We start from the raw sequence: 20917 nt of genomic DNA, 5'->3' as shown, positions 1-20917 counted from the left end.
CTTCTTGGCTACGTGCTTCTTGGCAGCCTTCTTGGCCTGATGTTTTTGCGCGGCCGGGGTCGTGGCGGCGGCGGAGGCATCAGCAGCATAGCTGCCAGCCGAAGCCAGCCCAAATGCAGCGGTCAAAAGAATAGCAGCAAGCTTTTTCATGAATCTTCTCCACACAAATTGATCAATTTGATCCGAATTCCAAGCACCCGTGTGGGTGCTCGTTTGATTAGTATCCTAGGCATCGCCGCACAAGCCGTCTGTGAGTGGTATGTAAGAGGATGTAACGACGTGTACAAGCGTCATGCCTCGGGTGGAGGCGGATTGACCCGGGTCACCAGCAACTGGTCGACCTTGTAGGAATCGATATCGACCACCTCGAACTTGTAACCCGAAAACTCGACGAAGTCGGTCCGCTTAGGAATTTTACGCAGCATATACATCATGAAGCCCGCGATCGTCTCGTAATTCTCGTCGTCGGGGAATTCATCGATATCGAGCGCCCGCATCACATCTTCCAGCGGGGTGATCCCTTCGATCAGCCAGGAATGCTCGTCACGCCGCAGAATCTGCTCTTCGGTATACTGGCTGACCAGGTCCCCCATGACCGTGCTCATCACGTCATTGAGCGTGATGACGCCGACGACCAGGGCATATTCGTTCATCACGACCGCAAAGTCCTCGCGCGACGCCTTGAAGCGCTCCAGCAATTCGGACAGCGTCAGACTGTCGGGGATGATCATCGCGGTGCGGATCGGCAACTCTTTTTTCAGTTCGATGGTCTGCTGATTCAACAGCCGCATCAAAATATCCTTGGAGTCCACATAGCCGATCACCTTGTCTATCGTCTTGTCGCAGACAAGAAATTTCGAATGCGGAAATTCGGCGATCTTGCCCTTGATGCTGCTATCGCTTTCCTGCAAGGTGAAATAGACGATGTTCTCGCGGTTCGTCATCGACGATGGAACGGTGCGGCTTTCCAGCTCGAAAACATTCTCGATCAGATGGTGTTCCTGTTTCTGCAGCACCCCGGCTTCGGCACCGGCATCCATCATGGCGACAATATCGTCGGATGTGATTTCGTCGCTACGCGACAAGGGTAGCCGCAGCAAGCGGAACAAGGCATTCGCGGAACCGTTGAAAAACCAGACGACGGGGCTGAGCAAGGTCATGAACAGCAGCATGCTGCCGACGACCGATACGGCGATGCGCTCCGGCGCGATCATCCCGATGCGTTTGGGCATCAGATCGGCCAGCAGCACGAAGGCGGAGGTCACGAGGACAAAAGACAACAGAAAACTGATGGTATCGAGCAGCGGCCCCTGGTAGACGGCACCGAGCAATTGCGCGAAATAGGGCGATAGCGCCGATTCGCCGAGAATACCGCCGAGTATGGCGATACCATTGAGGCCGATCTGAACGACGGTAATGAACTTGCCCGGCTTCTCCTGCACCAGCAGAACCTGCTGGGCGCGGATATCGCCGTCTTCGGCCAGCTGCCGCAGCTTGATCTTGCGCGATGCTGCAAGAGAAATTTCCGAAATGGAAAAAAACCCGCCGCAAGCGATCAACAACAGGATCAGCAGCACATGACTAGTCAAACTCACAAAACCTTCCTGGCCCGGCTAAGGCATGGACAATAGCCGAACGTTGTTACAATCTATACAGGATACCTTTAATTCGTTAAAGAAACAGTAATGACCTGCGAACTGTGTACCCTGCCCCACGGCATCGTCCTGCATCAGGACGAAAAATTGATCGTCCTGGCCGTCGACGAAGCCGGCTATCCCGGCTTTTGCCGCGTCATATGGAAAGCCCACGTCGCCGAATTGAGCGATCTTGCAAGCGCCGATCGCAATTACCTGCTGGCCTGGGTCGTAAAAGTCGAACGCGCGATCCGCCGGGTCATGCAGCCCGATAAAATCAATCTGGCCAGTCTCGGCAATATGGTTCCACATCTGCATTGGCATGTCATCCCGCGTTTTCGCGACGACAGCCATTTCCCGAGCCCGATCTGGGCTGCGCCCCGGCGTGAGCCCGCGCCGCACGAACCGCCCGATCTCGTCTCGCGCCTGCGAGCCGCACTCGCGGACGAGGCGGACAACGACTGATCGGGTTATTCCCTCGACGATGAACAGCCCGGCGGCGCGGCTCCGGCCCGGGACCGCCGCTTAGTTGCCGGCATCGGAAGCGGCACGGCAGCTGAAATGCATTTCGCATCGAACCGAAGGCCAAGCGCCGCCGTCGCCTTGCCCCCCGCACCCTCCCTTGTGTAGGCTACGCAGAGGGTCGCGCCCCGCGATGACAAGGAAAGCCGATGATCCATACCTGCGTGATAAACGTTTCCGCCCTGCAAACCCTGCCGTCCGATTCTCTGGTTCTGCTCGATTGCCGCTTCCGCATGGACGATCCAGACTACGGAATGGCGGCATGGCATCTGGGCCATTTGCCCGGAGCCCACTACCTGAACCTCGACTACCACCTCTCCGGCGTCAAGACCGGCGACAACGGACGCCACCCCCTGCCCGACGCGCAGCGACTCGCCGTCGATTTGGGCGGTCTGGGAATCGGTCCCGGCACCCAGGTCATCGCCTACGACGATGCATCCGGTCAGTATGCCGCGCGCGCATGGTGGTTGCTGCGCTGGATGGGGCACCGCGCCGTGGCGGTGCTCGACGGGGGGCTGCCGGCCTGGGTGGCGGCAGGCGGCAGCATGACCACGGCGGCGCCCGATCGCCGCTCGCGCCGCTTCATCCTGCAAAGTTCGCTGGCCGGAACCGTCGATGCCGAGCAGGTGCGCGAGAATATCGACAACCGCGATTTCGTCCTCGTCGATGCACGCTCGGCCGAACGCTTTCGCGGCATTGGCGAGACGCTGGACCCGGTGGCCGGGCACATCCCCGGCGCCTTGAATCGCTGCTTTCTCGACAACCTCGATACCGACGGGCGCTTCAAGCCCGCCGCACAGCTGCAAGCGGAATGGCGTGCCACGCTCGGCGACGGCATCGCCGCCGGACAGGTGGTCCACCAATGCGGCTCCGGCGTCACCGCCTGCGTCAATCTGCTGGCCATGGAATACGCGGGGCTCGGCGGCAGCCGGCTTTATCCCGGCTCGTGGAGCGAGTGGTGCAGCGACCCGTCGCGGCCGGTAGCCTAGCGCGATCCGTCCAGAATAAGACGCTGCAACAGGCGCGATCCGAATTCCCATTGCCCGAGGCCGCTATCCGCGTTGATGTGACCGGCGGCGCCCAGTGCGACAAAGCGGGCGCCCCAGGCCGATGCCATCGCACGGGCCCGCTCGGGCATGCAGTACGGATCGTCGGCGCTGGCAACCACGGTGACCGGGAAGGGTAGATTCCAGTCGGGCAGGGGCGAGAATCCGCGGGCAGGAACCACCGAGAAGCGCGGATCATCCAGATCGGGCGGCGCCACCAGCAGTGCGCCCCTGACGCGCTTCTGCTCAAGCAGACTCGCATGCGCGGCCCAGTGTGCGGTGGTGGCGCAGCCGAGGCTGTGCGCGACGATGACCACATCCTCCCCGGCTTCGACCTCCCCCAGTGTCTGGTTCAGACGTGCAACCCAATCGGAACAGACCGGATGTTCCCAGTCATCCTGTTCGACGCGCAGGCTGCCCGGGTAACTTTTTTCCCACAGGGTCTGCCAATGGGTGGGACCGGAATCCAGCCATCCGGGAACAATCACCAACGCGGTCACGGCGTCACCTCGTAGTCGACGATAAGGGGAGCATGGTCGGAAAATTTCTGATCCTTGTACACGGCCGCGTGCACGGCCCGCGCCGCCAGCGACGGACTTGCAATCTGGTAGTCGATGCGCCAGCCGACATCCTTGGCATACGCCTGGCCACGGTTGCTCCACCAGGTATAACCGGGCGCGTCGGGGTGGATCTTGCGCCAGACGTCGACCCAGCCCACGCGACCGAACAGATCATCCAGCCATTCCCGCTCCTGCGGCAGAAACCCCGAGTTTTTGAGGTTGCCCTTCCAGTTTTTGAGATCGATCTCGCGGTGAGCGATATTCCAGTCACCGCAAACGACGATATCGCGCCCTTCGGCCAGCATCGCTTCCAGCTGCGGCATGAAGCGTGCCATGAATGCAAATTTCACCTCCTGCCGCTCCTCGCTGCTGGAGCCGGAAGGCAGATAAAGTGACACCACGGATAAATTGCCGAAATCCGCGCGCAGAAAACGCCCTTCGGCGTCGATGTCGGCGATGCCGATTCCTTCAATCACGCGGTCCGGCTCGCGGCGGCTGTACAGCGCGACACCGCTGTAGCCTTTCTTCTCGGCCGCATGGAAGAAAGCATGAAAACCGTCCGGTGCGCGCTGTTTCGGCGACAGATCATCCCGCTGGGCCTTGAGTTCTTGCACGCACAAGATATCCACCCCGGCAGTGGCCAGCCATTCGAAAAATCCTTTCTTGTCCGCCGAGCGGATTCCGTTGAGGTTGGCGGAAACGATTCGAAGCAAGTGGCTCTCCATGATATCCTTGCCGACATTTCGCGATGCCGGTCAATCAGTTAACGATGCAAACGAGGTCTACTATGCGTGATTTCCGTCAGGATTTTATTCGTTTCGCCCTGGATAAGCAGGTTTTGCGCTTCGGCGAGTTCATCACCAAGGCGGGACGGAAATCTCCTTATTTCTTCAACGCCGGGCTGTTCAACGACGGCGAATCCACCTTGCGCTTGTCGCGTTTCTACGCTGAAGCGATCATGGCGGCCCCGATCCAGTTCGATATGATATTCGGCCCGGCATACAAAGGTATCATTCTTGCAGCCGCAAGCGCGATGGCTCTGGCCGAGAAAGGGCGCAACGTCCCTTATGCGTACAACCGCAAGGAAGCCAAAGATCACGGGGAAGGCGGGGTGCTGGTCGGCGCGCCGCTCGCGGGCAGAGTGTTGATCGTCGACGATGTGATCTCGGCGGGCACTTCGGTGCGCGAATCGGTGGAGTTGATCCGTCAGGCTGGCGCGGAACCGGCCGCGGTGGCCATTGCCCTGGACCGCATGGAACGCGGACAGGGCGAACTCTCTGCGGTGCAGGAAGTCGCCCGGCAATACGGGCTGCCGGTGGTCGCCATTGCGACACTGGGCGATGTTCTGGGCTTTCTCGAACACAGCCCGGAACTCGCCTTGCACCTGCCGGCCGTCCGCGCCTATCGCGACCGCTACGGCGTCGAGGCGTAAGCGGCTACTGCGCGCCGTCCTTGCGTTTCCATGCGTCATCCAGGGCGGCGCCCAGCTTCTGCATGATTTCGCGCGCGCGGTCGTTGGCGGCCTGCGCCGCACTCAACTCGTTAGCGCTTGCCGTCACCGCATTCTGCGCATCCAGCAAGCGTCTGTCGGCCTCCGACTTGGCCTCGCTCGCGCGTTTGAGCCGCTCCATGCTTTGCGACAATTGCTCATCGCCCTGCTGGTAAGCCATCTGGGCTGCCAGCAGGGCCTCATCCGGGCTGTCAGCCCATGCGGCCGACGACACCAGCAGCCCGCAGGCAAACGCGGCAAACAGATTTTTTTTCATCAACCGGTCCTCTGGATAAAAACGAAGCGCAGCGGCATTATGCTTGACAAGCCGCCCGCCGTGAAACGATTGCCTGCACGACCCGCCCCCCCGTGCTCACAGCAGGCGCCGGCCGGTCAGGGCTTCGAGGATGGACAAGGGCGACAGCTCCGGATGCAGCAAGGCCGACGGCGACAGGAAGAAAGTCTGCTCGAGCATGAACTGCCCGCTCATCACGGCATGCGAAGTCTGGTCGCTGAAGCAAACCCAGCTACTGCCCGGAGCGAACGGGACGGTCTCTTGCTCGCATGCGCGCTGATAGTCGGCATCGCCCTTCATCGCATCGTGCAAGCCCAGCATGAAATGGTCGTAGGCCGTACGACGGCTCTTGGTCACGCCGAGCAGATGCAGCAGGCCGGCGCTCCCCGGCAGCGGCGGGCGGATGGCGGGCGCAAATCGCCGCGCCACGCGCGGGAAAGCTTCGCCTATCCGCCAGACCCTGGGCTCGCCCTGCGGATTGATATTCGAAAATACCCGCAGAATGCGCTTTCCCGCCAGGGGCCGCGAAGGGAAGGCATCCACATGCAGCCGGCTGTCGTCCTTGCGCCAGGAGCTGCATCGCCCTTCAACCCGGTGCAGGCGCAGGCTGGCAGGCGCCACTTGCAACGCCTTGCCGTAGGCAGGGCAGATGCCGTCGATCAACTGCCGGGCCTGGCACCGGAAGCGCTCGAGCATGCTGCGCACCCCCATTGCCACCCCGTCCGGGCCGACCACGCCGTGCAAGGTACTGCCATCGCCGGCGAGACTGATGTTCTTGCGCGCCGGATCGGCGTGATGCGGGGCGAGCAAGCGGACTTCGTCGGCAGAAAGCTCGAAGGACATTTCGGGAAAATACAGCGCCTTCCCCGCCTCGAGCTCCTCCAGCAACGCTCCGCCCGCAGCGGCGCCATCGGCGCCGTTCCAGCACCGCCCCGAAACCGGGATAACATGCGACATGCCCACTCCCTTCTGCGGTAGCAAACCTCGAATATACCGGAAATGATAAATCGGATTGCCCGCCCGGGACAGTTCTGGCGACGGGGCCGCAGGCACGACAGCCGCGTGCCTGCGGCCAGACGATGCAAACAAAAAGCCCGGTCGCGATGACCGGGCTTTTTGATGGTATTCTTGGTGGGCTGTGAGTGGCTCGAACACTCGACCTACGGATTAAGAGTCCGCTGCTCTACCAACTGAGCTAACAGCCCAAGGTGCGATGGTGGGTCGTGAGTGGCTCGAACACTCGACCTACGGATTAAGAGTCCGCTGCTCTACCAACTGAGCTAACGACCCAACGCGCCGTGCAGTTTACCGAGATTTGGTGGGTCGTGCAAGATTTGAACTTGCGACCAACGGATTAAAAGTCCGCTGCTCTACCAGCTGAGCTAACGACCCGTATCACGTCTTCCCGGGGTCTCATGGTGGGTCGTACAAGATTTGAACTTGTGACCAACGGATTAAAAGTCCGCTGCTCTACCAGCTGAGCTAACGACCCATGAGAGACAGCAACTATAAAATAGAAAGATTGCAAAAGTCAATATTTTTTAAAATTCGCGCCTGAAAACACCGTATATTCGCGCGCAAGCGCCACAGAAACGAAAGGAGCCATCAAGTCTCTTTGTCGCCGGGACTTGAAACCACAGCCGACGCGACCCATTTCAGGTAGGCGGGAAGCCCCGGCCCGAGATCGCAGGCGACGATTTCCGGCAGCTCGTAAGGGTGCCTCTCGCACAACAGCGCTTGCAGCGCAGGATAGGCGGCTTGCGTGGTCTTGATCAGCAAGGGGATTTCCTCTGCGGTTTCGACCTTGCCTTGCCAGCGGTACACCGAACGGCAGGGCGCCAGAATATTGACGCAGGCGGCGAGCCTGCGTTCGACGAGCAGCGACGCCAACTCGTGCGCTACGACGGCATCAGGCGCGTTGCAGAAAACAAGCAAACATTTCATAGCGAACGATTCCATGCGTAAATTTTTACTGATCGTACTGCTCTACCCTTTTCTCGAGATTGCCGCGCTGGTCACGCTCGCCGGGCATTTCGGCGCGCTGGCCGTCCTGCTGTACGTCTGTGCGAGCGCCCTGTTCGGCTGCTGGATGCTGCGCAACCAGAAGCTGGCGGCGCTGCTGACCCTGGGCAGCATCATGCGCCAGGGCGAAGCGATATCGGTTTACTCGCTCTTGTGGCCGCTGCGGTACACCCTGTCCGGAATTCTGTTCATCATCCCCGGCGTATTGAGTGAAATCGCGGCGATCGCCTTGCTGCTGCCGCTCAAGGGCCCGCAACGGCGGGCACGCCCCGTGCAGGACAACGACGTGATCGAAGGCGAATACCACCACGTAAACGACGATCACGATCGCGTGCGTTGAGCCGGCGCCGGATTTGTTCCATGATAGCCGGATAGACCGGAACGCCATCGTTCGCGTGTTCCGCTTTCAACATGGGGCCGTCAGCGGCTTGCGCAAGGAGAATGATGATGGACATCGGAATCAACGAACAGGATCGGCGTCAAATCGTCCAGGGCCTGTCCCGCCTGCTGGCGGACAGCTACACCTTGTATCTGAAAACCCATAACTTCCACTGGAACGTGACCGGGCCGATGTTCCAGACGCTGCACCTGATGTTCGAGCAGCAATACACCGAACTGTCGCTGGCAGTGGACCTGATCGCCGAACGCATCCGTGCGCTTGGGCACCCTGCGCCGGGAAGCTACGCCGAATTCGCGCGGCTGACCTCGATCGAAGAAGCGTCCGGCGTGCCGCGTGCGGAAGACATGATCCGCCAGCTGGTCGAAGGCCACGAGACGCTGTGTCGCACCGCGCGCAGCCTGTTCCCGGACGTGGACCGCGCCGCCGACGAGCCGAGCGCCGACTTGCTGACCCAGCGCTTGCAAGTGCACGAAAAAACGGCATGGATGCTGCGCAGTCTGCTGGAAAAGTAAGCCCGCTCCACGGTCGGGCATGAGCGGGCCGCAACATGCTACACTCGCGCCAGACACGGAACCCGCTCATGCGCCACACCATTGCCGACAGACCTTTGCGCTCTCCCTGGCCGACGCTAGCCGTCACGCTGGGGGCATCGCTGTTACTGCATCTGGTGCTGCTCGCCTCCGGCGGACTGTCCTGGGTCCGTCCCCTGCCGTCGATCCAGACGCCGCTGACAGTCAGCTTGACTGCGCCGCCGCCGTCGGCGCAGCCCTCCACCCGGACAATCGAGCCGCCAGTGCCACGCGCCGCGGCAACCGTGCCGCCGCCGCCCACCGTCCACCACGCCTTGCGCATGACGCGCAAGGTTCAAGCGCGCATCGCGCCGGCTGCGCTCGTGCCGCCGCCGCCCTCCCCGCCCTCCCCGCGGGCCCCCGTCGTCCGCGCCGCGCGAGCGGAAGCAAGCGGCCGGATCGATACGCAGTCCCTGCTCGCGCAGGTGGCGCAGATCGAACAACAGAAGGCGGCCACGGTCACCGCTCAACACGACGAAACGCAGCTCGACGGCGATCTGGGTGTAGACTGGCAACTTTATGTCGATGCGTGGCAACAACGGATCGAGCAGATCGGCCACCAGTATTTTCCCGATGCGGTCAAGCGACAGGGCATCAGCGGCGGGCCGCGGCTGAAAATCGAAATCTACGCGGACGGTTCGCTCGGCAGGGTTACACTGCTCAAAAAATCGCAGTACCCGGTCCTGGACGAGGCGGCGATCCATATCATCCGCCTGGCCAAGAAATTCGCGCCTCTGCCGCCACGAATCGCGGCTCAGCACAATAGCATGACGATCACGCGGACCCTGGTTTTCGGCGTTGACGACAACCTGGCCACCCGCTAACTCATAACGTAAAAATAGGAAAATCGCATGTACGAAGTCAATCGCAGTATCGCCGTGATCCGCCCGCGCGCGGCCTTTCAAGAATGGCTCAAGTCCCTCCCGGGCGACCTGGACGCAGAGCTCACGCTGGAAGACCTGCGCCGCGACTGCAATGCCCTCCTGATACCCGCCAGCGACGATTACGCCGCGGCGGAAGAATTCGTGCTGCAGCACTACCGTGTCCTGTTCCAGGCCGAACTGGCCGACTGGTGCGAAGACGACGGCCTGTGGCCCGAAGAATTGAGTCCGGAACAATTCACAGAGTGGTTCGATGTCGAAATCCACACGGTACTGACCGATCTGGTAGACGAACCTCTGCAGCGCGAGGCGTTTCTCCCGCTCGATCTGTATCGCGAAGAAGACTGACACAGCGCCGATCAATTGTGGCCGACGCCGCCTGCAGCGGCGCCGGCGGGGGATGCGCATGCGCCACACCACCCGCATCAAGGTCCGGGGCTACCACCTGGACCTGTATGCTCATGTCAACAACGCGCGTTATCTCGAGTTTCTGGAAGAAGCGCGCTGGGCTTATTTCGAGGACCGCGCCGATCTGGCCTGGTTTCTGAACTCCGGGCTGGCCCTGATCGTCGTCAACATCAATATCGACTACCGCTCGGCGGCAACCATGGGCGACGAACTGGTGCTCGAGACCACGGTCAAATCGCTTAGCAAGCGCAGCGCGGTCATGCATCAAACGGTGCGTCAGGCGCGCGACGGGGTGCTGGTGGCCGAAGCCGACGTCAGCTTCGTCATCTACGATGCCAAACTGAACAAGGCGGTACGTCTCGAAGGCGAGCTGTTGACGCTGCTGGAAACCTTGCACCGTAACGATAGCGACGAGAACGCGTAAATGAAGAAATGGTTTGCCGTACTGGCGCTGCTGGCAGTCGGCGGCGTACTGATCTACACCCTGGGTTTCGCGCGCAATGCTGCGCCGCAAGTGGCGTACACCACGCTGCAAGGCAAACCCGAATCGCTGGCCGCACTCAAGGGCAAGGTGGTACTGGTCAACTTCTGGGCGACCAGTTGTTCCGGTTGCATCGAGGAGATGTCGCAGATGAAGGCGATGTACCAGCGCTATGCGGCGCATGGTTTCGCCATCGTGGCGGTCGCCATGAATTACGACACGCCCTCCTATGTCCGGGAATACTCCAGTAGAAACCACTTGCCCTTTAGCGTGACATTCGACGGAGACGGACGCATCGCCAAGGCTTTCGGCGATATCCAGCTGACGCCGAGCACCTTCCTGCTCGACCGCGAGGGCAATATCGTGAAACGCTACGTAGGGGTGATGAATTTCGCCGAGATACGGCAGCTGATCGAAGGCGGACTCAAGAGCTGACGCCGGTGCCGCAGACCGCGCAAGCAGGGTCGCGCGCGAGCTTGAGATGACGGAACAGGCCGTCATGCGCATCGTACAGTGTCAGGCGCCCGACACTGGCAGGCTGGCCGCAAAGCAGCTTGATCGCCTCGACCGCCTGCAGGCTGCCGACAACGCCGACCAGCGGCGACAGGACACCGAAGGTCGCACAGGGGCCATCGCCCACCGCGCCCTCATCCGGATACAGGCAATGGTAGCAGGGAGACTGCGCATCGCGGGCATCGAATACCGCCAACTGCCCGGCGAAGGCGACTGCGGCTCCCGATACCAACGGCACGCGCGCGGCAACGGCGGCGCGATTGATCGCCTGCCGCGTTCCGAAATTATCAGAACAATCGATGACCACATCGTGGCTGGCGACCTCCTTGTGCAACGCCTCCCCGCCCAGACGCACTTCCAGCGCCACGATCTCGACACCCGGATTCATCGCATGCATGCGCGCCGCCGCCGAGCGCGCCTTGTTCACGCCCAGGCTCGCCATATCGTGTGCAATCTGCCGCTGCAGATTTCCGAGTTCGACCGTATCGTCATCGGCCAGGGTGATACGGCCGACGCCGGCACTGGCCAGGTAAAGCGCGACCGGGGAGCCGAGGCCGCCGGCACCGACGATGAGCGCACGCGCAGCCAGCAGCTTCTCCTGCCCGGCGATATCGATCTGCGGCAGCAGGATATGACGGCTGTAGCGCAATAACGCCTTGTCATCCAGCTCGCTCATCGGCTCACTCTTCGACGGTGCGGCGGGAAAACTTGATGCCCAGCTGCTTGAGCTTGCGATAGAGGTGGGTGCGTTCGAGCCCGACTTTCTGCGCAACCCGGCTCATATTGCCGTTTTCCAGCGAAATATGATATTCGAAGTAGCGACGCTCCAGCTGCTCGCGCAGTTCGCGCAGCGGCATGTTGAAATCGAACCCCGTCTCTTCCGACGGCTTTTCGTGCCGGAACTGGGCCAGCACCTTGTTGACCTCGGGCGCATCCAGGTCGTCCGAATCCGAAGTCAGTGCCAGGCTCTTGATGATGCTGCGCAATTGTTCGAGGTTGCCTGGCCAGTCGTATTGGCGCAGGGCATTGAGCGCCGCCGTCGTCAGCTTGCGCGTCGGAACCTGCTTGGACTCCACGAACTCGGTCAGGATCTGCTCGGCAATGAAGATGATGTCTTCAGCGTGTTCGCGCAACGGCGGAATCGGCACGATCACGCTCGACAGCGAGGTCAGCAGACGGTTGTCGCACTCGGGGTCGATCAACAGCTCCTGCAACGGCCTGCTGCACGAGCAGAGCAGGCGCACATTGAAACGGTCGAGTTTTGAGAGCAGGAACAACAAGCCCTGCTGGATGCGTCGGTTGTACTGCCCGATCTCAGGCAGAAACAGCACGCCGTTATTGGCTTTCTGCAGCAGCTCCAGAGGGGCGTCCGCCAATTGTTCTGGCTTGGCCGGCGTCACCCACGGCGTATTGCCCTGATGGAAGAAGCGAGCAACCAGTTCGAACCCGGAGCCCGATTCGCCGGTCAGCAGCACCGGCGATTTGACCTTAGAGACCCGCTCCAGCTGGCGCTTGAGCTCCTGGATCGGTTCGCTCTTGCCGAGCTTGTCCAGATTGAGCGAGGTATTGGCCTGCATGTCGCCATACTTGAGCGCGCGCTGCACCGTACCCAGCAGCTTCTGCAGTGCAATCGGCTTTTCGAGGAAATCGAAGGCCCCGATGCGGGTGGCTTCAACCGCGGTATCGATACTGGCATGCCCCGACATCATTACCACCGGCATGTTCAACTGGCCCGATTTCGCCCACTCCTTGAGCAGAGTGACGCCATCGCAATCCGGCATCCAGATGTCCAGCAGCACCAGAGAGGGGCGGGTCTGGTTTCTCAGCTGCCTTGCGACTTCCGCATTTTCCGCCAGGGCCACCGTGTAACCCTCGTCCTGCAGGATCTCGGACAGCAGTTCGCGAATGCCGATTTCATCGTCAACGATCAAAATGTCACTGCTACGCATTAGGCCTCCAGCAAGGGCATAGTGAGAAGAATGCGCGCGCCGTGCTGCTCGCCGTTCCCCAGAACAATCTGCCCGTGGTGTTCTTCGATGATCTTCTTTACCACGGCAAGCCCGAGGCCAGTGCCTTTGGACTTGTTGGTCACATAGGGCTCGAAAGCCCGGGGGAGAATGTCGGGCGCAAAACCCGCACCGTTGTCCTCCACGCAGACAACCGCGCTTCTTCCTTCTAATCGGCTGCTAATTTGAATCATCGGGATGCCAACGTCAAGGACTGCGTCTTGCGAGTTCTGCAGCAGATTGTGGAAAACCTGTCGCAGCAAGGCGGCATCGCCCATGATCATCATGGGTCCCGGGTAAAGATTGACCTTCACGGCCGGATTCGATTCGTACAAGGCCATCACCTCGCGCAGCATGGCATTGACGTCCAGCCGTTCGAGCTTGGTCCGCGGCGAGCGGGCATAATCGCGGAATGCATCCACCATGCCCTTGAGCGCGGCAACCTGGTTGATGATGGTATCGGTAGAGCGTTTCAGCATTTCGGCATCGCTGCCGCCGAGCCGGTCGGCGAGTTTCATCGCCAGCCTTTCCGCCGACAGCTGGATCGGCGTCAGCGGATTGCGGATCTCGTGGGCAAGCCGTTTCGCCACCTCGCCCCACGCCGCGTCGCGCTGCGCGCGCGCGAGTTCGGTAATGTCATCGAACACCAGAACGAAACCCTGGCCGGAATTCTCGGACAATCGGGCACCGCGCACCAGCAGGGAGCGCGCGCCCTGTCCCGTAGAGTATTCCAGCTGCGACTGCCACTCGGGACGGGTATCGTCCGAAGCCAGCGAGAGCACCTTCTCTTCCAGTTCACGCAAGGCCGGCAAGGTGTCCGACCAGTGGCCGAAGGACGTCTCGGCAACGAGCGCCAGATCGAGCCCGAGAATGCGCGATGCGCTGATATTGGCGGCACGCAACTGCCAGTCGGCATTGAACGCGATGACGCCGGCCGACAGGTTGGCAAGAATACTCTCCAGATAAAGCTTGCCGGCCTCCAGCTGATGCCGGGATTCGTCTGCCAGATGCCGCGCATCGTCGAGCTGTTGCGTCATGCGGTTGAACATGGAGGTCAGTATGCCGAGTTCGTCGCGCCGGTAAACCGGGTGGCGGCGCGAAAAATCGCCCTGCGCGACCGCGCGCGTACCCGCCGCCAACTCCGACAGCGGGGCAGACAGCCTCTCGGACATGAACAGGGCGAAGGCGAGTGCCGACGTCAGCGCCAGCAGGAAGGCCAGCGCGAGCGTCAACATGTAAAAGGTCTTTAGGCCGTGCCGGTTGAACAGCAGCGTGCGGTAATCCGCACGCGCGCTCTCGATCAGATCGGCGTCCTGCGAAATGCTGTCCGGGGCGGACTGAATCAGCTGCAATACCCGGCCATCGCCGCCCGCCGTCCCATACCCGAGCGCCACCTTGAGCGAAAGTCCGCTCTGATTGTCGTTCTCGATGCTTTCTACCGATTGCCGGGGCTTCAGGGTACGCAGGGTATCGCGGGACGGCGCGAGGGGGGCACGGTTGGCCTGGCCGCTCGCCGACGCCACCAGCACCCCTGCACGGGTGAATACGGCCACTTCGCGCAAGCCCATCTGCACCCGCGCCTTCTCCAGACTCGCCGGCAATTGCGGATCGGGCAGACCTTCGACACCCTCCAGGACGACGCGCCCCTTGCGGCTGACGTCTTCGAGCACGAAACCGAGCGCATTGCGCCCCAGTTCCAACCCCCGGTCCAGCGCCGCCTCCACCCTGACATCGAACCAGCTCTCGATGCTATTGGTCAGAAACTGGGCCGATACGGTAAATACCAGCACACCCGGCACCAACGCGACCACGGCAAACATCATCACCAGGCGCTGCGTGAGCTTTGCGCCGAACACGCGGCTCTTGACCCGCTGCCTCAGGCGAAGCAACTGCCGGCCGACCACGCCGGCCAGGGCCGCCAGCAGCAAGCTGTTGAGACCGAACACCCACCAATAGTATTCCTCCAGCTTGGAGGCGTTGCCGGTCGCGATCGCCAGCAAATAGAGCAGGATGGCGCCAATACTGGCGACGGCGATCACCCCGAAGCGCATCAGCTGCCTCCCTTTACTTCCAGGGTGATCCAGTTGGACGACAGCGACCAGTCGGGCGAACCAAGCGCATTGAGTTGATAGGGCTTCGGCAATTCGCCGACATCGAGTTCCAGCCGGACCAGCCCTGCAATTTTGTCGCTGGACTCGCCGTTGAGAGAACCGGGGTCGAGCACGCGCCAACCCTGAATCGAGCCAATCGCACGCAAGGCGTCCGGCAATGTCTGGTAATAATTGGACAGCGAGCCGATGCTGACCCGATAGCGATTGGTCAACGGCTGGTAGGACAGCCTGAAGGCAAGGCTGGCATGCGGCGAAAACCAGCCGCGGAAATTCAGGTAATAAGCCGTCATGCGCGGCCGGGTCAGCTCGAAATCAAGGCGGAAGGTCAGCGGCAGCCCTTGCTGCAGGGCTTCGTTGAGCCCCGTCGTCAGCCTCACGTTGAAGCGCGTACTGACGGCCAGCTGCCCGTCGACGAGTTCGACCTCGGCGCGGCGGGCGGCAATGGTATCGGCCCATGCGGGAGGAACCGCACAGATCAATAGCCACAGAAGGCTAAATTTTCTCAAGCAGCGCGTAATAGAAGCCGTCATGGCGCTCGGTTGGCAGTAATTGTTCCTGTTTCAGACATCGCGCATCGCGGCAACGCTCCAGGAAGCCGGCCAGCTGCTGGGCATTCTCTTCCGGGAAAATGGAGCAGGTAGCGTATAGCATTTTTCCGCCGGACGCGAGCACCGACCACAAGGCATCGATAATCCGCCTCTGCTGGCGGGCCAGCCCGGCAAAATCGGTCGGGCGGCGCAACCACTTGATATCGGGATGACGGCAGACCACGCCGCTGGCACTGCATGGCACGTCGGCCAGAATGCGGTCATAGGGCTTGCCATCCCACCAACTGTCGACATCGCCGGCATCGCCGGTCAGCAGGCGCGCCTTCAGGCCCAGACGGCGCAGATTGTCATCCACGCGGCGCAGGCGGCCGGCATCGGCATCCAGCGCAGTCAAGTCGATATCGGCCAGCTCAAGCATATGGCCGCTTTTCCCGCCGGGTGCGGCGCACGCGTCGAGCACGCGTTGCCCCGCCGCCAGATCCAGCCACATGGCCGCCTGCTGGGCGCCCCAGTCCTGAACCGAAACGGCACCGGCGGCAAAATCGGGCAACTCGCGCACATTCACGGGCCGCAGCAAGGTCAATGCGCCGGGGCCGGGGGAGCGGGTTTCTATCCCTTCTGCAGCGAGGCGTTCGCGATAGGCCTCGTCCGTGCCCTTGCGGCGGTTGACGCGCAGCGTCATCGGAGGATGCGCGTTGGAGGCTTCGAGAATCGATTGCCAGGCATCCGGATAATGGCGCTTGAGCGCATCTATCCACCATTGCGGGTGGTTGAACCGCCCCTCTTCGCTGACCAGGGCAACTTCAGGCAACGTTTCCCTGCGCCGCAAGGCATTGCGCAGGGCGCCATTGACCAGGCCCTTGAAGCGCCCGTGCGCAACCGAAGCGGCCAGAATCACCGCCTCGTTCACGATCGCGTACTCTGCGGCGCGGGTATAGAAAATCTGGTAGAGCGCAACCAGCAGCACCCGCTCAAGCCGGGCTTCCGGCAACGGTTTCGGCACGAGCGAACGCAACATGAGATGCAATTCGGCGCGATGGCGCAGCACGCCATAGCCGAGATCCTGCAGCGCCGCGCGATCGCGCGGCGCCAGATTCTGTCCGCCGGCGGCCAGCGCCTCGGTCAGGGTACGACCGGCCTCGATCTGCTCCAAAACCCCAGCAGCGAGTTCCTGTATCTGATGCATATGACGGACAACCTGTTCCAAAAAACCGGCCACAGCCAGCCTGGCTGTGGCCTGATGACCTGCTGGCATCCGGCTGCGTTAACGCTTGCGGATGCGGAATGCACGGATGATACGGCTAGAAACGCTGGCGCGCTATCTCATTCAGCCGTTCGATGCGCTGTTCCGTATGGGGATGGGTACGAAACAGGTCTCCGAGCGAGCTGCCGCCAGCGAGTGGATTGATAATCATCATCTGTGCGGTCTCCGGATGCGCCTCGGCCGTCGGCAGCGGGAGCCCTTGTGCGTAGTATTCGATCTTGCGCAAGGCGCTGGCCAGCGCCAGCGGGTCGCCGCTGATTTCGGCACCGCCGCGGTCGGCCTCGAATTCGCGCGCGCGCGAAATCGCCATCTGGATCAAGCTGGCCGCGACCGGAGCCAGAATGGCGACCAGAATCCCGGCGAAAGGGTTGCTCGGGCGGCCGTATTCATCGCGCCCTCCAAAGAACATGGCGAAATTGGCCAGCGCCGAAATCGCCCCTGCCATCGTCGCCGATACGGTCGAAATCAGGGTGTCGCGATGTCGGACATGGGCGAGTTCATGCGCCATCACACCGCGCAACTCGCGGTACTCCAGCATGCGCAGAATGCCCGTGGTCGCCGCCACCGCCGCATGCTCGGGATCGCGTCCGGTGGCAAAGGCATTCGGTTGCTCTTCGTGGATCACGAAGACACGGGGCATGGGCAGACCTGCGCGCCCCGCGAGTTCCGCCACCAGGCTGTAGAACTCGGGCGCGCTCGCGGCATCCACCTCTTGCGCGTTGTACATGCGCAACACCATTTTGTCGGAGTTCCACCACGCGAAAACATTCAGTCCGCCACCGAACAGCAGGGCCAGCAGCATGCCGCCGCGTCCGCCGAGCGCGGCGCCGATCACGCCAAACAGCGCGACAATCGCCGCCATCAGCATTGCGGTCTTGAGTCCGTTCAGGTTCATGACTTTCTCTTCTGCAGATAAGGAGGATGCGTCTTGGAGCGTCAGACGCCGAGCAGGGTTCCCGCCAGTTCCGCGCGTCCGCGCATGAAATCGGCGGCCGGGAGCCGCCGGGAGCCCGCGGCCTGGACTTCGGTCAACTCGAGCAGGCCGCGCCCGGTTCCCACGCAGCAGCGTCCTTCGCCATCCACGACCAGTTGCCCCGGTTCGGCGCGTCCATCGACGGCACGCGCGCCCCACAGCTTGAACACGCTTCCGTCGAGCAGGGTATGCGCGCCCGGCGCCGGGTTATAGGCGCGCACCGCGCGCTCGATGTCGGCCGCCGCGCGGGTCCAGTCTATCCGGCTTTCCTCGCGCGTGAGCTTGGCGGCGTAAGTGACGCCGTCCTCCGGCTGCGGCTGCGGTCTCAGCCCGGGCAGGGCTGCCAGCGTAGAAACGATGGCATCGGCGCCGACGCGGGCAAGCTTGTCGTGCAAGGTGAGCGCAGTATCGGCAGCCTCGATCGCGACCGGGTGCGTGGACAGCATGGCGCCGGTATCGAGCCCGGTGTCCATTTGCATGATGGTGATGCCGGTGACGGCATCGCCGGCCAGCAGTGCGCGCTGGATAGGCGCCGCGCCGCGCCAGCGCGGCAGCAGCGAGGCATGGATGTTGAGACAGCCGCGCGCGGGGAGATCCAGCACCGCCCGCGGCAGGATCAGGCCATAGGCGGCAACCACCATCAGTTCGGCATCGATGGCGGCGAGCATGGCCAGGGCCTCTTCGCTCTTCAGCGTCAGCGGCTGCTCGACGCGCAAGCCGTGCTCGAGCGCCAGCGCCTTGACCGGGCTTGGCCGCAGCTTCATGCCGCGGCCGGCCGGCCGGTCGGGTTGGGTCAGCACCAGCGCGATATCGTGTCCGGCGGCGATCAGTGCCGCCAGCGCACCCGCCGCGAAGTCCGGGGTTCCTGCAAAAATCAGTTTCATGGCCTGCCTGCTATCGGTTGCCGCACTCACATCGTGCTGTGTTCACGCTTTTTCATCTTGGTACGGATGCGATTCTGCTTGAGCTGAGACAGGTATTCGACGAACACCTTGCCTTCCAGATGGTCGGTTTCATGCTGCAGACAGATCGCCAGCAAGCCACCGGTCTCGAGCTCGAAACTCTTGCCGTCCCGGTCGAGCGCGCGCACGCGCACCCTATCGGCGCGCATGACTTTGTCGTAGATCCCCGGCACCGACAGGCAACCCTCTTCGTATACCCGCTCGCCGTTTTTCTCGAGGATCTCGGGATTGATGAAGGACATCGGCTGGTTTTTTTCCTCGCTCAGGTCGATGACGATCACGCGCTCGTGTACATTCACCTGCGTCGCAGCGAGTCCGATGCCGTTTGCCGCATACATGGTCTCCACCATATCGTCGATCAGTTGCCGCACGCGGTCGTCGACAACGGCGACCGCTTTGGCCACCGTATGCAGACGTTCGTCCGGGTAATGCAGAATATTCAAGAGTGCCATGGTTATGGGTCGCTCCAAGTTGTCGTAATCGCTCCAGCACACCGATAATAGCCGTACTCGCGCCGCGGGGGTATGCGGCCGGTCGGGTGTGCGAGCCTGGTTTTGAAATATGGGGGCATTTCTGATGAGCAAAAGTAGTCCATCTCCGGCCGCGATGCCAACCGTAACGGCGCGATGAAGCAAATCGATCCCGACTGGCTGCGCCTCGCGCTCGCCCCCGGCGTCGGGCCGCGCCTGTTTCTCGACCTGATCCGGTTTTTCGGATCGGCGCAGGCCGTCGTCGCCGCCCCGCGGCGCGAGCTGGAAAACCGCCTGCCGCCCGCCGCCATCGACGCGCTGGTCGCGCGCGCCGCAGACGCGGCAGTCGAAGCCGCTCTCGAATGGGCCACCCGCCCTGGCTGCCGTCTGCTGACCCTTCTGGACGCAGAGTATCCGACACCGCTGGCCGAGGCGCCAGGGGCTCCGCCGCTATTGTTCGCCCGAGGCCGCTGCGAACTTCTGGCCTCGCCCATGCTGGCCGTGGTCGGCAGCCGCCACCCGACGCCACAAGGCCGGTCCACGGCCCGCGACTTCGCCGCCGGCCTCGCCGCCAGCGGCTACACCGTGGTCAGCGGTCTCGCCCACGGAATAGACAGCGCGGCCCACGAGGGCGCCCTCGGCAGCCAGGCGTCGACCGTGGCCGTGGTCGGCACCGGCATCGACCGGGTCTATCCGGCGGCCAACCGCGACCTCGCACACCGCATCGCCGCACAAGGGCTGATTCTGTCCGAATTCCCCCTGGGCAGCCCGCCGCTGGCCGCACATTTTCCACGGCGCAACCGTATTATCGCCGGTCTGGGGCGCGCCTGCCTCGTCGTCGAAGCCGGTATCGCGTCCGGTTCGCTGATCACCGCGCGCTACGCGCTGGAGGCCGGGCGCGAAGTCATGGCCTTGCCCGGCTCCATCCACAACCCCCAGGCTCGCGGCTGCCACCGTTTACTCAAGGAGGGCGCCCGGCTGGTCGAGAGCCTGGACGACATTATCGATGAAGTCGGCCAGGCCGGCTTCCCGGCCGCCAGCGAATCGGCCGTCGAAACGCCCCCCCTGCTCGCCGCCATGGGCTTCGACCCGGTCAGCGCCGACCAGTTGGCGCCCAAGCTCGGGTTGACGGCGCCCAAGCTTTACGAGATGCTTCTCGGGCTTGAACTGGAAGGCCGGGTGGCAAGCCTGCCGGGCGGTCGTTTCCAGCGCCTGTTCTGACAAGGGATCCAGGCGTTTCAAGCCCATGTGATGTGAGCCTCATGTTTGACGTTCTCGCTTTTCTATTTGAACAATACCGCGATCCGGAGTCATGCGACGACCGCGGCGCACTGATGCGCGAACTGACCGCCGCCGGCTTCGATGACGACGAAATCCAGGACGCGCTGGATTGGCTCGAGAGTCTGTGCAATATGTCAGATGGCCTGTTCGTTGCCATCAACGAATCGTCTGGCATGCGTCTATACAACGATTTGGAGCAGGAGCGCATGTCCATCGAAGTGCGCGGCCTGTTGCAGTTTCTGGAAGATAACGCCGCCCTGTCGCCGGCGCAGCGTGAAATGGTGATCGACCGCCTGCTGGCCCTGCCCGCGGACGAAATCACCGTCGCGTCGGCAAAACTGGTCGCACTGATGGTGTTGTGGGTCCAGAAGGCCGAGCTGCCCATTCTGCTGGGCGAGGAATTACTCGACGCCGTACACGGCGAGCCGACCATGCAATAGCTTGTCAAGCGACAGCGCGCCGCATAGTATCGCGGTCTTTTT

The 20917-nt window shown here is 62.3% G+C and carries 25 protein-coding genes and 4 tRNA genes; 11 read left to right on the top strand and 18 right to left on the bottom strand.

Going from position 1 to position 20917, the window contains the following annotated elements:
• Nucleotides 1-290: 290 nt before the first annotated feature.
• Nucleotides 291-1595: a polyamine export protein PaeA gene (gene paeA / locus G520_RS0117610; protein ID WP_028536806.1), complete on the bottom strand. Its 1305-nt coding sequence runs from the start codon at nt 1593-1595 to the stop codon at nt 291-293.
• Between the two features lie 90 nt (nt 1596-1685).
• Here paeA and G520_RS0117605 point away from each other — a divergent pair, with 90 nt between their 5' ends.
• Both G520_RS0117605 and G520_RS0117600 read left to right on the top strand, forming a co-directional pair.
• The gene (locus G520_RS0117605; protein ID WP_028536805.1) at nt 1686-2099 is read left to right on the top strand and encodes an HIT family protein; all 414 of its coding nucleotides are present in this window, start codon (nt 1686-1688) and stop codon (nt 2097-2099) included.
• Between the two features lie 206 nt (nt 2100-2305).
• Nucleotides 2306-3145: a sulfurtransferase gene (locus G520_RS0117600; RefSeq protein WP_246542692.1), complete on the top strand. Its 840-nt coding sequence runs from the start codon at nt 2306-2308 to the stop codon at nt 3143-3145.
• Here G520_RS0117600 and G520_RS0117595 read toward each other — a convergent pair.
• Nucleotides 3142-3702: an RBBP9/YdeN family alpha/beta hydrolase gene (locus tag G520_RS0117595; protein WP_028536803.1), complete on the bottom strand. Its 561-nt coding sequence runs from the start codon at nt 3700-3702 to the stop codon at nt 3142-3144. The genes G520_RS0117600 and G520_RS0117595 overlap by 4 nt on opposite strands.
• Nucleotides 3699-4475 (bottom strand): exodeoxyribonuclease III, encoded by a 777-nt coding sequence (locus tag G520_RS0117590; protein ID WP_028536802.1) that lies wholly within the window; start codon nt 4473-4475, stop codon nt 3699-3701. Before G520_RS0117590 ends, G520_RS0117595 begins: the two co-directional genes overlap by 4 nt.
• A 74-nt stretch (nt 4476-4549) precedes the next feature.
• Between G520_RS0117590 and pyrE the strand changes: the two genes are divergently transcribed.
• A complete protein-coding gene (gene pyrE / locus G520_RS0117585) occupies nt 4550-5194 on the top strand; it encodes an orotate phosphoribosyltransferase (protein ID WP_028536801.1) in 645 nt (214 codons plus the stop codon).
• A 4-nt stretch (nt 5195-5198) separates the two neighbouring features.
• Here pyrE and G520_RS23345 read toward each other — a convergent pair whose 3' ends face one another.
• From G520_RS23345 to cutA, 7 genes are all read right to left on the bottom strand, one after another.
• Nucleotides 5199-5528, bottom strand: coding sequence for a hypothetical protein (locus G520_RS23345; protein WP_051229500.1), 330 nt, complete (start codon nt 5526-5528; stop codon nt 5199-5201).
• Between the two features lie 96 nt (nt 5529-5624).
• Nucleotides 5625-6503 (bottom strand): Kdo hydroxylase KdoO, encoded by an 879-nt coding sequence (gene kdoO, locus G520_RS0117575; protein WP_036666492.1) that lies wholly within the window; start codon nt 6501-6503, stop codon nt 5625-5627.
• A gap of 172 nt (nt 6504-6675) precedes the next feature.
• Nucleotides 6676-6751 (bottom strand) — tRNA-Lys (locus G520_RS0117570).
• Nucleotides 6752-6760: 9 nt separating this feature from the next.
• Nucleotides 6761-6836: transfer RNA gene (locus tag G520_RS0117565), tRNA-Lys, on the bottom strand.
• 26 nt (nt 6837-6862) lie between these two features.
• Nucleotides 6863-6938 (bottom strand) — tRNA-Lys (locus G520_RS0117560).
• Between the two features lie 24 nt (nt 6939-6962).
• Nucleotides 6963-7038, bottom strand: a tRNA-Lys gene (locus tag G520_RS0117555).
• A gap of 113 nt (nt 7039-7151) precedes the next feature.
• A complete protein-coding gene (gene cutA, locus G520_RS23340; RefSeq protein ID WP_246542693.1) occupies nt 7152-7490 on the bottom strand; it encodes a divalent-cation tolerance protein CutA in 339 nt (112 codons plus the stop codon).
• A gap of 13 nt (nt 7491-7503) precedes the next feature.
• On the opposite strand from cutA, the gene G520_RS0117545 reads away from it, so the two are divergent.
• The 6 genes from G520_RS0117545 to G520_RS0117520 all read left to right on the top strand — a co-directional run bounded on the left by G520_RS0117545 (nt 7504) and on the right by G520_RS0117520 (nt 10742).
• Nucleotides 7504-7908, top strand: coding sequence for an FxsA family protein (locus G520_RS0117545; RefSeq protein WP_028536799.1), 405 nt, complete (start codon nt 7504-7506; stop codon nt 7906-7908).
• Nucleotides 7909-8015: 107 nt separating this feature from the next.
• Nucleotides 8016-8480: a Dps family protein gene (locus G520_RS0117540; RefSeq protein ID WP_036666490.1), complete on the top strand. Its 465-nt coding sequence runs from the start codon at nt 8016-8018 to the stop codon at nt 8478-8480.
• Nucleotides 8481-8548: 68 nt separating this feature from the next.
• Nucleotides 8549-9361, top strand: coding sequence for a cell envelope integrity protein TolA (tolA, locus tag G520_RS0117535; protein WP_028536797.1), 813 nt, complete (start codon nt 8549-8551; stop codon nt 9359-9361).
• Between the two features lie 27 nt (nt 9362-9388).
• Nucleotides 9389-9766: a hypothetical protein gene (locus G520_RS0117530; protein ID WP_028536796.1), complete on the top strand. Its 378-nt coding sequence runs from the start codon at nt 9389-9391 to the stop codon at nt 9764-9766.
• Between the two features lie 58 nt (nt 9767-9824).
• Complete coding sequence (locus tag G520_RS0117525; RefSeq protein ID WP_028536795.1) at nt 9825-10250, top strand: acyl-CoA thioesterase; 426 nt, start codon at nt 9825-9827, stop codon at nt 10248-10250.
• Nucleotides 10251-10742, top strand: a complete 492-nt coding sequence (locus tag G520_RS0117520) for a TlpA family protein disulfide reductase (protein ID WP_028536794.1) — start codon at nt 10251-10253, stop codon at nt 10740-10742.
• Here G520_RS0117520 and G520_RS0117515 read toward each other — a convergent pair.
• The 8 genes from G520_RS0117515 to def all read right to left on the bottom strand — a co-directional run bounded on the left by G520_RS0117515 (nt 10732) and on the right by def (nt 19136).
• A complete protein-coding gene (locus G520_RS0117515; protein ID WP_028536793.1) occupies nt 10732-11496 on the bottom strand; it encodes a HesA/MoeB/ThiF family protein in 765 nt (254 codons plus the stop codon). The two genes, G520_RS0117520 and G520_RS0117515, sit on opposite strands and share 11 nt — an antisense overlap.
• Nucleotides 11497-11500: 4 nt before the next feature.
• On the bottom strand, nt 11501-12769 hold the full coding sequence (locus G520_RS0117510; protein WP_028536792.1) for a sigma-54-dependent transcriptional regulator: 1269 nt from the start codon (nt 12767-12769) through the stop codon (nt 11501-11503).
• The gene (locus G520_RS0117505; RefSeq protein ID WP_028536791.1) at nt 12769-14877 is read right to left on the bottom strand and encodes a sensor histidine kinase; all 2109 of its coding nucleotides are present in this window, start codon (nt 14875-14877) and stop codon (nt 12769-12771) included. Before G520_RS0117505 ends, G520_RS0117510 begins: the two co-directional genes overlap by 1 nt.
• Nucleotides 14877-15443 (bottom strand): DUF4390 domain-containing protein, encoded by a 567-nt coding sequence (locus G520_RS0117500; RefSeq protein ID WP_246542694.1) that lies wholly within the window; start codon nt 15441-15443, stop codon nt 14877-14879. Before G520_RS0117500 ends, G520_RS0117505 begins: the two co-directional genes overlap by 1 nt.
• Nucleotides 15430-16671 carry a 16S rRNA (cytosine(967)-C(5))-methyltransferase RsmB gene (gene rsmB, locus G520_RS0117495; RefSeq protein ID WP_028536789.1) on the bottom strand — a complete coding sequence of 414 codons (1242 nt, stop codon included), beginning with the start codon at nt 16669-16671 and terminating at the stop codon, nt 15430-15432. Before rsmB ends, G520_RS0117500 begins: the two co-directional genes overlap by 14 nt.
• Before the next feature lie 115 nt (nt 16672-16786).
• A complete protein-coding gene (gene htpX / locus G520_RS0117490; RefSeq protein ID WP_028536788.1) occupies nt 16787-17644 on the bottom strand; it encodes a zinc metalloprotease HtpX in 858 nt (285 codons plus the stop codon).
• Nucleotides 17645-17685: 41 nt separating this feature from the next.
• Nucleotides 17686-18606, bottom strand: a complete 921-nt coding sequence (gene fmt / locus G520_RS0117485; RefSeq protein WP_028536787.1) for a methionyl-tRNA formyltransferase — start codon at nt 18604-18606, stop codon at nt 17686-17688.
• 26 nt (nt 18607-18632) lie between these two features.
• Nucleotides 18633-19136 (bottom strand): peptide deformylase, encoded by a 504-nt coding sequence (def, locus tag G520_RS0117480; protein WP_028536786.1) that lies wholly within the window; start codon nt 19134-19136, stop codon nt 18633-18635.
• Nucleotides 19137-19310: 174 nt separating this feature from the next.
• On the opposite strand from def, the gene dprA reads away from it, so the two are divergent.
• Nucleotides 19311-20375, top strand: a complete 1065-nt coding sequence (dprA, locus tag G520_RS0117475; protein ID WP_028536785.1) for a DNA-processing protein DprA — start codon at nt 19311-19313, stop codon at nt 20373-20375.
• Between the two features lie 41 nt (nt 20376-20416).
• Nucleotides 20417-20875 carry a Smg family protein gene (locus tag G520_RS0117470; RefSeq protein ID WP_028536784.1) on the top strand — a complete coding sequence of 153 codons (459 nt, stop codon included), beginning with the start codon at nt 20417-20419 and terminating at the stop codon, nt 20873-20875.
• Nucleotides 20876-20917: the final 42 nt, after the last annotated feature.

This window comes from Paludibacterium yongneupense DSM 18731, assembly GCF_000422925.1.
In the GTDB taxonomy this organism is placed as follows: Bacteria; Pseudomonadota; Gammaproteobacteria; order Burkholderiales; family Chromobacteriaceae; genus Paludibacterium; species Paludibacterium yongneupense.
This window is presented reverse-complemented; position numbering and strand designations above follow the sequence as displayed.